Genomic DNA, 13,420 nt, shown 5'->3' with positions numbered 1-13,420 from the left:
TCTGCACATCTGAAAGTGCGGTAGCTCACATAGCGACACCGATTGTGGTCGCGCGCACAATTCTGCTCGGAGTTAACTGCCTCCCGGGAACGACATGGACAACCGTCCAGGTTTTTTTATCGAAACGTGTTCCTTTTTATTACCCAACCGCCTAATGTTCGCAATGCGCGGGTGATCCGTGTGATGTAGGAAACACCTCCGGGGCGTGGACCGAGTCCCCGGTAGCGGAGTTGGAGGAACGATCAAGAGTTAGGCACGGCGGCTCCGGCCGCCGATCTCGTCTCACCAATTGTTGGATCTCGCGCGGGTGACGTCGTCACCGTCCGCGCTCTCGCCGAATCGCCTGTGGTGGCACTCATGCCGCTTTATTTGCGCTGCCCAAAAGACTTCGGCCAGCTGTTGTTTCGCCAAACGAGGAGGCTCTGGTGCACGGTACGGAGTTGGGTGGGTTCAGCGCGCGGCCGAACGGGAACGCAGCGAGCCGAACACCGTCCCCCCAGTCGTTTCCCCTCGCTCCCGCGCAGCTCGGACTCTGGTACGCGCAGCTGCTCGAGCCCGAGACCCCGATCAATGTCGCGCAGTACGTCGATGTGCACGGCGAACTGGATGCCGCTCTGCTGCAGGAGGTTACGCGCGAGGCGGCACTCGAGTACGGATCGACGATGGTGCGCCTCGGCGAGGAAGGCGGCACGCCGTATCAGTGCGTCGACCCCGCCCTGCCCTTCGAGACTCCGCTCATCGACTTCCGCTCGCACGCCGATCCGGTGGCCGCTGCCACCGAGTGGATGCGCGCCGATGCCTGCGCCCCAGTGGATCTCGTGCGCGACCGGCTGTTCGGGGGCGCGGTGCTGCGGGTCGCCGAACGCCGTTACTTCTGGTACCTGCGCGCCCACCACATCGTGCTCGACGGCTACGGCGCGCTGAACAACACCATGCGCTCGGCCGAGCTCTACACCGCGCGCGTGCTCGGCACCGAACCGGAGGCGATCCGGCCGGGCAGCATGGAGTCGCTGGTCGAAGGCGAGCTCGCCTACCGCGAGAGCGGGCGCTACCAGACCGACCGCGCCCACTGGGCCGAACGGGTGGCCGGGCTGGACAGCGTGACCAGCCTTGACCCGCGCACCGCGCCGCGCGCGGCGAGCAATCTGATCGCCGGACGCGGCCTGCCCGACGAGCTGGTGGCACGGATGAACATCGTTGCCGAGAGCCAGGATTCGACGATCGCGGTGGTGCTGCTCGCCGCCTTCGCCTGCTACCTCGGCCGCCTGACCGACCGCGACGACGTGGTGCTGAGCCTGCCGGTCACCGCGCGCACCACCGCCGCGATGCGGCGCTCGGCGGGCATGCTCTCCAATATCGTGCCGCTGCGCCTGTCGCTGGCGGAGGCCACTTGGGGCGACCTGCTGCGCGCCACCCGCGTACAGGTCGCGGGCGCGCTGCGGCACCAGCGATACCGGCACGAGGACATCCGCCGCGACGCCGAACACGACGGCCGACCGGCCCGGCGCGCCCTGTTCGGCCCGCTGGCCAACATCATGCTGTTCCGCAGCGACCTGACGCTCGGCACCACGACGGGCCGGTACCACGTGCTGTCCACCGGGCCGGTGGAGGACCTGAGCCTGAACGTCTACTACGGCGAGCGCGACCGCGTGCACGTCGATTTCGAGGCGAACCCGAATCTCTACGCCGCCGACGTTCTTTCCCGCCATCACGCCCGCTTCGTGCAGTACCTGGAGCGGCTGGTATCCACCGACCTGGACACGCCGCTGGCCGCGGTCGACGTCGCGACCGAACTCGAAATCGAAGTCAGCACCCGGATCTGGAACGCCACCGGCTGCGATGTCGAGGCGTTGGTCGCGGCCCGTGCGCCGGGCGCGCACTCCGTTCCGACGCTGGTGTCGATGTTCGAGGCGCAGGTGGCCCGGACCCCGGACGCGGTCGCACTGCGCTTCGCGGGCGTGCCGGAGGCCACGCTGACCTATCGTCAGCTGGCCGCGCGGGTGAACCTGTTGGCCAGGCAGCTGATCGAGCGCGGCGTCGGACCGGAAAGCCTGGTCGCCCTGCACCTGCGGCGCTCGCCCGACCTGGTCGTCGCGATGTACGCGGTGCTCACCGCGGGCGCGGCCTACGTGCCGCTGGACCCGGACCATCCGGCCGAGCGCACCGCGCACATCCTGGCCACCGCCCGCCCCGCCTGCGTCCTCGCCGCCGCGGACCTCGCGGTCGACGCGCCGGTGGTGCGCTTGGATCGTCTGGACCCAGCCGGGTATTCGGAGGGTCCGGTCTGGGAGCGTGAGCGCAGCGCGGCACTGCGGCAGGACCACCCCGCGTATGTGATCTTCACCTCCGGCTCCACCGGCAAGCCCAAGGGCGTGGTGGTGACCCACGAGGCCATCGTGAACCGGCTGGTGTGGATGCAGGAGACCTACCGGCTGACCGACACCGACGTGGTGTTGCAGAAGACACCGGCGACGTTCGACGTGTCGGTGTGGGAGTTCTTCTGGCCCTTGCAGATCGGCGCCACGCTGGTGCTCGCGCAGCCCGACGGGCACCGCGACCCGGCCTACCTGCGCACAGTCATCGCCGAATACGGCGTGACCACCGCGCATTTCGTGCCATCCATGCTGGAAGCCTTTCTGGCGCACCAGGACATTGCGCGTACCTCCACGCTGCGCGCGGTCTTCGCTTCCGGTGAGTCGCTGCCCGCCTCGCTGGCCCAGCGGCTACGGGTGCTGACCGGCGCCCGGCTGCACAACCTGTACGGTCCCACCGAAGCCGCGGTGGACGTCACCTTCCACGAGGTGACCGATACCGATACCCTCTCGGTGCCGATCGGTGCGCCGGTGTTCAACACGCGGCTCTATGTGCTCGACTCTCGGCTGCGGCCGGTACCGGTCGGGGCTCCGGGTGAGCTGTATCTGTCGGGGGTACAGCTCGCCCGGGGTTATGCGGCCAGGCCCGGTCTGACGGCCGAGCGTTTCCTGGCCGACCCGTTCGCCGGTCCGGATGGGCCCGCCGCGCCGGGCGACCGGATGTACCGCACCGGCGACCTGGTGCGCTGGACCACCAACGGTGAACTGGAATACCTGGGCCGCACCGATTTCCAGGTGAAGCTGCGCGGCCTGCGTATCGAGCTCGGCGAGATCGAAGCGGTGCTCGGCACGGTCGACTCGGTGGTGCGCGCCGTGGTCGTGGTGCGCGACGACGCGGGCGCGGGCGAGCAGTTGGTGGCCTACGCGGTGGAGTCCGAGCCGGGCACCGTGCGCCCCGAGCAGCTGCGGGCCGCGGCGGCCGCCGCGCTGCCCGGCTATATGGTGCCCGCGGCCTACGTGGTGCTCGACGCCCTTCCGGTCAACGCGTCGGGCAAATTGGACCGTGGCGCGCTGCCCGCGCCGCGGCTGCGCAGCGCCGAATACCGCGCGCCGGTGACCGCCGTGGAGCAGGCGGTCGCCCGCGTGTTCGGCGAGGTGCTCGGCCGCGTGGCGGTCGGCCGCGACGACGACTTCTTCGCACTCGGCGGCAACAGCCTGGTGGCCACGCAGGTCGCCGCCCGGCTGGCCGCCGACCTGGGCTGCTCGCTCGGAGTTCGCGAATTGTTCACCGCCACCACGGTGTCCGATCTCGCCGGACTGATCGAGCGGGCGGGCGGAACCGGCGGCGCGTCCGCGCCCCGCCTGCTGCGGGTGGTTCCGCGGCCGCCGCTGGTTCCGCTTTCTCTCGCGCAGCAGCGCATCTGGTTCCTGAACCGATTCGAACGCTCCGCGGCCGACTACAACATGCCGTTCGTGGTGCGGCTGCGCGGCGAGGTGGACGCGGCCGCGCTGCGGCTGGCGATCGGCGACGTGGTGGCGCGGCACGAGGTGCTGCGCACCGTGTTCCCCGCCGTGCTCGACGACCACCACGTCCCGGCGCAGCAGATCGTGCTGCCCGCCGACGAGGTCGCGGTGCTCGGGGCGGCCGAGCCGATCGGCGCGGCGGAGCTGGACGCGGCGCTGGCCGCGTTCGCCGCCACCGGATTCGACCTGGAGCGGGAGATCCCGCTGCGCGCGCGGCTGTACGCCGTGGACGCCGACGGCTACGCCTTGGCGCTGGTGCTGCATCACATTGCGGCGGACGGACTCTCGCTGCGCGTGCTGGCCCGCGACGTGATGACGGCGTACCCGGCGCGCCTGGCGGGCGGCGCGCCGGACTGGGCGCCGCTCGCGGTGCAGTACGCCGATTACAGCCTGTGGCAGCGGGAGTCGCTCGGCGGAGCGTCGGATCCGGACGCGCCGCTGGCTCGTCAGCTGGCGTACTGGACCGAGACGTTGGCCGACGCGCCCGATCTGCTGGAGCTGCCCGCCGACCGGCCGCGCCCGGCGATCGCCACCGGGCGCGGCGCGGTGTACCGCTTCGAGCTGCCCGCCGCGGTGGCCGAGCGCGTCACCGCGACCGCGCGGGCCAACGGCCTGTCCGGCTTCATGGTCCTGCACGCCGCGCTCGCGGTGCTGCTCGCGCGGCTGTCGGGCGGCGGCGACATCGTGATCGGCACCCCGGTGGCCGGGCGCGGCGAGCGCGAACTCGACGACATGATCGGCATGTTCGTCAACACCCTCGTGCTGCGCACCCGGGTCGATGCCGCGGCGACCGGCGCCGAGCTGCTCGCCGCGGTGCGCGCGGCCGATCTCGCCGCGTTCGGCCACGCGCAGGTTCCGTTCGAGCAGTTGGTCGAGGCGCTGAACCCGCCGCGCTCGCAGGCCAGACATCCGCTCTTTCAGGTGTTGCTCTCGGTAGACAACTCTGCCGACATCGAATTCGTACTCCCCGGTATGTCGGTGCACACCGGTACCCTGGACACCGGGGTGACCAAGTTCGATCTCCAGCTCACGGTCACCGCAGGCTTCGCCGGTGCCGGACTCGGGGAAGGTTCGGCACCGGCGGGGGTCCAGGCCGAATTCACCTACGCCACAGATCTCTTCGATGAAGCCACCATCGCCGACTTCGCGCGGTGGTACCTGCGCGTTCTCGACGCGCTGACGAGCGACACGGAAACGGCCGTCGGCGATCTGCCGCTGCTGGGCACCGCCGAATTGCGCTGGGCGATCGAACTGGGCCGCGCCGCGGAGCCGGATTCGTCCGTGGAGCCGGCCTTCTCGGTGAAGCAGGGTTCGGTCGCGGAGCTGGATTCGTCGGCGGAACAAAACTTGCCGGAGCTGGGCTCGTCGGTCGAGCTGGACTCCGCACTCGCGACGCTCGCCGCCGAGGAAACCGTGCTCGCGGCGTTCGAAGCGCAGGTCCGCCGCACTCCCGACGCCGTCGCCGTGATCGACGGCGAGAGCACGCTGACCTACGCGGAATTCGCGGCGCGGGTGCACCAGCTGGCCCGGCGACTGATCGATGCCGGGGTCGGCCCCGAGACGCTGGTCGTGCTCGGCATGCGGCGCAGCGCCGAATTCGTGCTGGCCGCTTACGCCGTGCTGGCCGCGGGTGGCGGGTACGTCCCGGTCGATCCGGATCAGCCCGCGGCGCGGCTCGCCCACGTGCTGTCCTCCACCCGTCCGGCCTGCCTGCTGACCCGGTCCGCCGACGGATGGGCGGTGGCGTCGGACGAAACGCCGCCGGTCATCGAGGTGGACGCGGCCGGCCTGTCGGCATACTCGGACGCTCCGGTGCTCGACGACGAACGCCCGCGCCCGCTGCGCACCGCCAACACCGCGTACGTGATCTTCACCTCGGGCTCCACCGGCCGTCCGAAAGGCGTTGCGGTGCAGCACGGCTCGGTCGCGAACCAGGTGCGCTGGATCGTCGGCGAATACGGTGTCGGCCCCGCCGACGTCGTGCTGTTCAAGACTCCCGCGACCTTCGACGTCTCGGTCTGGGAGCTGTTCGCGCCGTTGACGAGCGGCGCGCGCCTGGTGGTCGCGGCGCACGATGGTCATCGCGACAGCGCCTACCTCGCGGCGACCATCGCGACGCACGGCGTCACGATGACCTCGTTCGTGCCCTCGATGCTCACGGTGTTCGCTGCTGCCGCGCCCGCCGCGTCGATCGCCTCCCTGCGCACCGTCCTCGTCGCGGGCGAGGCGATGACCGGCGAAGCCGCCGCGGACTTCGCCGCCGTGAGCCACGCCGAACTGCACAATCTGTACGGGCCAACCGAATTCACGGTGCACGCCACGCACGCGCCGGTGACGGCGACCCCGGGCCCGACACCGATCGGGCGGCCGGTGCGCGCAGGCCGGGTGCTCGTGCTCGACGGCCGGCTGCGCCCGGTGCCGGAAACGGTGGTCGGCGAGCTGTATCTGTCCGGGGTGCAGGTCGCGCGCGGCTATCACGGCCGCGCGGAGCTCAGCGCCGACCGGTTCGTCGCCGATCCGTACGGTCCGGCGGGTTCGCGTATGTACCGCACCGGCGATCTGGTGCGGCGCAACCGGGACGGACAGCTGGAATACCTGGGGCGCAGCGACTTCCAGGTGAAGCTGCGCGGCCAGCGCATCGAGCTCGGCGAGATCGAGGCGGCGCTGCTCGCCGCCGATGTGCGCGCCGCCGCGGTGCGGGTTTTCGCCCACCCGGCCGGTGAGCTGCTGGTGGCCTACGTGGTGACCGACCTCCCCGAGGCGGAGGTGGCCGCGGTGCTGGTGGAGAGGCTGCGCGCGACACTGCCGTCCTACATGGTGCCCGCCGCCTATGTCGCGCTGGCGGCCATGCCGCTGACCAGCTCGGGCAAGCTGGACCGCAAGGCACTGCCCGATCCGGTCTTGGCGGCCAAGGAATTCCGCGCTCCGGTCACCGCGGCCGAACGCGCGGTGGCCGAGGTGTTCGCCGAGGTGCTCGGGCTCGACCGGGTGGGCCTCGACGACGACTTCTTCGCCGTCGGCGGAAACTCGTTGGTGGCCACGCGGATAGCCGCTCGGCTGGCCGCACGCGTGCAAGTCGACGTGCCGGTCCGGCTGCTCTTCGAACACCCGACGGTGGTCGCGCTCGCCGCGGCGCTCGCCGACGCGGGGTCCGCCCGCACCCGCCACCCGCTGGTCGCCGCCGAGCGCCCCGCGGTCGTTCCGCTCTCCTACGCGCAGCAGCGCATGTGGTTCCTGAACCAGTTCGACGCGGCGTCCACGGCGAACAACCTGACCGCCGCGTTCCGGCTCACCGGTCCGCTGGACCGCACGGCGCTGGCCGCCGCCGTCGCCGCCGTCGTCGCCAGGCACGAGACGCTGCGCACCAGGTACCCCGCCGTCGACGGCCTGGCACACCAAGAGGTGCTCCCCGCGGACCAGGGCCCGGTTCTGGAGATCGTCGACGAGACCGACGACGTGCTCGACCGGGTACGCGCCCTCGCCGCGCTGCCTTTCGCGGTGACCCAGGCACCGCCGGTGCGCCTGACGCTGCTGGGTCTCCGCGACGACGAGCACGTGCTCGTGGTGTCGCTGCACCACATCGCCGCGGACGGCTGGTCCATCGCGCCGTTCACGCGGGACCTGCTGCGCGCCTACGCGTCTCGGCGCGACGGAGTCGCACCGGACTGGTCACCGCTTCCGGTGCAGTACGCCGACTACACGCTGTGGCAGCGCCGGATCCTCGGCTCCGAGGACGATCCCGACTCGCTGATGGCCGAGCAGTTGCGGTTCTGGTCCGCCGAATTGGCCGATCTGCCCGACCTGCTCGCACTGCCCGCCGACCGGCCCCGCTCCGCCGCGGCTTCCGGTCACGGTGCGCGGCACGCCTTCGGCATTCCCGCCGCGACCCATCGACACCTGCGCGAGATCGCCGAGGCCGCGCACGCCTCGCTGTTCATGGTGCTGCACGCGGCCTTCGCGGCGACGCTGGCGAAGCTGTCCGGTCAGCGCGACATCGCGATCGGCACCCCGGTCGCGGGCCGCGGCGACCAGGCGCTCGACGAGCTGGTCGGCATGTTCGTCAACACCCTGGTGCTGCGCGCCGACGTGCGCCAGGAACGCACCTTCGCCGAGCTGGTCGCGGCCGTGCGCGACGGTGACCTGCGCGCGTTCGCCCATGCCGACGTGCCGTTCGAGCGGCTGGTCGAGGCGCTCGACCCCGAGCGTTCGGCGGCCAGGCACCCGCTGTTCCAGGTGATGCTGGACTTCCAGAACACCGCGAGCGCGACGGCCGAATTGGCAGGCCTGCGCGTCGCCGAACTCGACATCGACACGCACACCGCCAAATTCGATCTCCAGCTCACCCTCGCCGAGACAGCCGACGGCATCGACGCCGTCTTCGAGTACGCGACCGACCTGTTCGACGCCGGCACCGTCGCCGCGTTCGCGGCCCGGCTCCAGCGCGTGCTCGACGCGGTCTGCGCCGATCCCGCCGTGCTCGTCGGCGACATCGATACGCTCTCGGCCGCCGAGCGCACCCAGGTGCTCGGTACATGGAACGCCACCGCGCGCGCCCTCGATCCCGCGGCGACGCTGGTGTCGCTGTTCGAGGCGCAGGTGCGGCGGACCCCGGACGCCGTGGCGGTGACCTTCGAGGGCGAGTCGCTCGCCCACCCGTCACCCGACCACCACCCCTCAACGAGTCGCTACGCGACGCTGACCTATAGCGAGTTCGCGGGACGGGTCAACCGGTTGGCGCGGCTGCTGGTATCCATCGGCGTGCGTCCCGAGAGCACCGTGGCGATCGGCATGCGGCGTTCGGTGGACCTGGTCGTCGCCATGTACGCGGTGCTGACGGCGGGCGGCGCCTACGTCCCGGTGGACCCGGACCACCCCGCCGAGCGGATCGAGCACGTGCTGCGCGCAGCGCGGCCGGTGTGCGTGCTCAGCCGCACCGACGACGGACTGGATCTCCCGTCGGCCGAGCGCGGCGCCCGGGTGTGGGCGGTGCTGGATGTCGACCAGTTCGACACCACCGACTACTCGGACGCCCCGCTCACCGACGCGGACCGGCTCGGTGCCCCGGCTCCGGGCAACGCGGCCTACGTGCTGTTCACCTCGGGGTCCACCGGCAAGCCCAAGGGTGTGGCGGTGTCGCACGCCGCGATCGTCAACCGGCTGCTGTGGATGCAGTCCGAATACGGGCTCACCGCCGAGGACGTCGTCGTGCAGAAGACGCCCGCGACCTTCGATGTCTCGGTGTGGGAGTTCTTCTGGCCGTTGCAGATCGGCGCCCGCCTCGCGGTGGCGCGCCCGGACGGGCACCGCGACCCGCGCTATCTCGCCGAGCTGATCGGCCGGGAGCGGGTGACGGTGGCGCACTTCGTGCCTTCGATGCTGGCCGTGTTCGTCGCGGAACCCGCGGTGGCGCAGTGTGACTCGCTGCGCATGGTGTTCGCCTCCGGCGAGGCGCTGGTGCCTGGGCCCGCGCAGCGGCTGCGCGCGCTGACCGGCGCGCGGTTGCACAACCTGTACGGCCCGACCGAGGCGGCCGTGGACGTCACCTACCACGAGGTGGTCGACACCGACACCGACAGCGTGCCGATCGGCGTCCCGGTGGCCAACACCCGGGTGTACGTGCTGGATTCGCGCCTGCGGCCGGTGCCGGTCGGCGTGCCCGGCGAGCTATATCTCTCCGGCGCGCAGCTCGCGCGCGGCTACGTGCGGCGGCCGGATCTCACCGCGGATCGGTTCGTGGCCAATCCGTTCGCCAGCGCCGAGCGCATGTACCGCACCGGCGATCTCGTCAGATGGGTGCCTGCATCGCGAAGCGATTCGATGGGGGGCGGTGGCCGGGCGACGGGTGGGCCGAAGCACGGTGAACTGGAGTACCTGGGCCGCACCGATTTCCAGGTGAAGCTACGCGGGCTGCGCATCGAACTCGGCGAGATCGAGACCGCGCTGACCGCGCTGCCGGAGATCGACCAGGCTGTCGTCGTGGTGCGCGACGGCACGCAGCTCGTCGCCTACCTGATCGCCGCGGCGGAGTCGACTATCGACCTGGACTCGGTGAAAATGGCTCTGTCGCAGCGCATCCCGGCGTACATGGTGCCCTCGGCGTTCGTGTCGATGGACGAGTTCCCGCTCAACGCCTCCGGCAAGCTGGATCGCAGGGCGCTGCCCGCGCCGGTGTTCGAGGCGGCGGCATTCCGCGCCCCGGTGACGCCCGTGCAGCAGATCGTCGCGCGCGTGTTCGCCGATGTGCTCGGCGTGCCGCGCGTCGGACTCGACGACGACTTCTTCGCGCTCGGCGGCAATTCGCTCACCGCCACCCGGGTGGCGGCCCGGCTCGGTGCCGCGCTGGACGCCGAGCTGCCGGTCCGGCTGCTCTTCGACGCACCCACCGTGCTGACCATGGCGACGCGGTCCGAAACGTTCCGCGGCCGGGGCGGGCGTCCTGCCCCGGCTCGCCGCCCGCGTCCGGAGCGCTTGCCGCTGTCGCCCGCGCAACAGCGCATCTGGTTCCTGAACCGCTTCCTCGCCGACGCCGACGGACCGGGCGACGCGGTGGACAACATCCCCGTCGCGCTCCGGCTCGGCGGCGACCTCGACGTCCCCGCGCTCGCCGCGGCGCTCGGCGACGTCGTCGCCAGGCACGAGGCGCTGCGCACCGTGTACCCGGCCGGACCCGACGGCGCCGAGCAAGTGGTCCTGCCCGTGCCGCAGCACGCCCCCGCGCTGCCTCCGGAGCGGGTCGCGGAGTCGGCGCTGCCCGAACGCCTCGCCGCCTGCGCCGCGGTCACTTTCGACATCACCGAAGAGACACCGTTGCGCGCGCACCTGTTCGCGCTCACCGGAACCGGGTCGGTGGAGCACGTGCTCCTGGTTGTGCTGCACCATATTTCGGCCGACGGTTTCTCCCTCGGTCCGCTGGCCGCCGACCTCATGGCCGCCTATGCCGCCCGCCGCGGCGGCAGCGCGCCGGACTGGCGCCCGCTGCCCGTCCAGTACGCCGACTACACCCTGTGGCAGGCCGAAATCCTTGGCGCCGCCGACGATCCCGAATCCCGTGCGCACCGTCAGCTGGAGTTCTGGCGGCGCACACTCGACGGCCTGCCCGAACAGCTGGAGCTGCCCACCGACCGGCCGCGCCCGGCGGCGTCCACCCACCGCGGCGCGACGCACCGGCTGCGCATCGATTCCGACCTGCACAGCGAGCTGCGCGAACTGGCACGCAAGCGAGAGACCACACTGTTCAGCACCGTGCACGCGGCGCTCGCCGTGCTGCTCGCCCGGCTGTCGGGCAGCGCGGACATCGCCATCGGCACCCCGGTGGCCGGACGCGGCGAAGCCGAACTCGACGGCCTGGTCGGCATGTTCGTCAACACCTTGGTGCTACGCAGCCGCATCGACCCGCGTTCCCGGTTCGAGACCGTCCTCGACGAGGCACGGTCCTGTGACCTGGACGCGCTCGCGCACGCCGACCTGCCCTTCGAGCGGCTGGTCGAGCTGGTCGCGCCGCACCGGGCGCGCAACCGGCACCCGCTGTTCCAGGTGGCGCTCACCATGCAGAACTTCACCGTGCCCGCGCTGGAGCTGGCCGGACTTCGGGTGCGTCCGGTCGAACTGGACGCGGTCGGTGCCGAATTCGATCTCCAGTTCACTGTGGTGGCCGCCGACGACGCGGACGGCCGCGCCGACGGCATCGATATCGAGATCACCTACGCCATCGACCTTTTCGACCCCGACACGGTCGCGGTGCTGGCCCGCCGGTTCACCCAGGTGCTCGCCGCGGTGGCCGCGGACGCGACGGTGGTGGTCGGCGACATCCAGCTGCTCTCCGCGGAGGAGCAGCGGCGCGCGCTGGTCGAATGGGCGAGCACCGGACCCGATCTGGCGTCCGCCGACGAGACGCTGGTGGACCGCTTCCGCCGTGCGGCTGCGCTCGATCCGGCGGCCGTCGCGGTGCGCGCGGGCGACGACGTCCTGACCTACCGCGAGCTGACGGACAAGGCCAACCGGCTGGCCCGGCGACTGATCGCCGCGGGCGTCGGGCCGGAAACCCTGGTGGCGGTGGCGCTGCCGCGTTCGGTCGAGCTGATCGTCGCGCTGCTCGCGGTGCTGGAAGCGGGCGGCGGCTACCTGCCGATCGATCCCAACTACCCCGCCGATCGCATCGAGTACATGATCGACGACGCGCGCCCGATCTGCGCCGTCACCTCGGCCGCGACCGGCCTGCCGCGCGACTGGTTCGGCGGCCCGGTGCTGGACGTGGCGGCCGATCTCGCGTCCGTGAGCGCGGAGCCGCTGACCGACGCCGACCGGCGGGCCCCGCTGCATCCGGCGCACACCGCGTACGTCATCTACACCTCCGGCTCCACCGGCAGGCCGAAGGGCGTCGTCGTCCCGCACCGCAACGTGCTCCGGCTGCTCGACAACACCAGGCGCCACTTCGAGTTCGGGCCCGCGGACGTGTGGACCATGTTCCACTCCTACGCCTTCGACTTCTCGGTGTGGGAGCTGTGGGGCGCGCTGCTGTACGGCGGCGAACTGGTGGTGGTGGACTACTTCACCTCGCGCTCGCCCGAGCAGTTCCGTCGCTTGCTCATCGAGCGCGGGGTGACGGTGCTGAACCAGACGCCGTCGGCCTTCTATCAGCTCATCGCGGCCGACGCCGCGGCAGAGCCCGCCGAATTCGCGCTGCGCCAGGTGATTTTCGGCGGTGAGGCGCTGGAGCCGCAGCGGCTGGCCGGGTGGTTCGCGCGCTATCCGGACGGCCCGCGTCTGGTGAACATGTACGGCATCACCGAGACCACGGTGCACGTCTCGTACCGTCCGATCGAGCCGGGCACGGGTTCCGCGAGCCTGATCGGCGGCGCGATTCCCGGGCTCACGGTGCGGGTGCTCGACGCGCGGCTGCGGCCGGTGCCGGTGGGGGTGCCGGGCGAGATCTACGTCTCCGGCGGTCAGCTCGCCCGCGGCTACCTGGGCCGGGCGGCGCTCACCGCGAGCCGGTTCGTCGCCGATCCCTACGCGACCGACGGTTCGCCCGCCTACCGCTCGGGAGATCTGGCGCGCTGGACCGCCGACGGCGACCTGGAGTACCTCGGCCGCGCCGACCAGCAGGTGAACCTGCGTGGATTCCGTATCGAGCTCGGCGAGATCGAGGCGGCCGTGCTGGACACCGGCGCGGTCCGGGAGGCCGCGGTGGTGGTGCGGACCGATCTGACGGATGCGGCGCGCATCGTCGCCTACGTCGTCGCCGACGGCTCGGTCGACACGGCCGCGCTGCGTACGGAGCTGGCGCGGACGCTGCCCGAGCACATGGTGCCCGCCGCGGTCGTCACGCTGGATCGAATCCCGTTGACGGTCAACGGCAAACTCGATCGCGCCGCGCTGCCCGCGCCGGTCTTCGCGGCGACGACCTACCGCAAGCCGGGCACGGTCGTCGAGGAGATCGTCGCCGGGGTGTACGCCGAGGTGCTGGGTCTTTCGGCCGCGGGCCAGGTCGGGGCCGACGACGACTTCTTCGCGCTGGGCGGCAGTTCGCTGCTGGCCGCCAAGGCCGCCGCCCGGATCGGGGCGGCGCTCGGCAGGCCGGTCGG

General features: G+C 71.6%; 1 protein-coding gene. It reads left to right on the top strand.

Going from position 1 to position 13,420, the window contains the following annotated elements; all coding sequences use genetic code 11:
* Positions 1-425: 425 nt before the first annotated feature.
* Positions 426-13,420 (top strand): non-ribosomal peptide synthetase (locus NL1_RS12310; RefSeq protein ID WP_067838203.1); only part of this gene is annotated, 12,995 nt, incomplete at its 3' end.

The sequence above is a fragment of the Nocardia lijiangensis NBRC 108240 genome, from assembly GCF_001613045.1.
Lineage (GTDB): Bacteria > Actinomycetota > Actinomycetes > Mycobacteriales > Mycobacteriaceae > Nocardia > Nocardia lijiangensis.
This window is presented reverse-complemented; position numbering and strand designations above follow the sequence as displayed.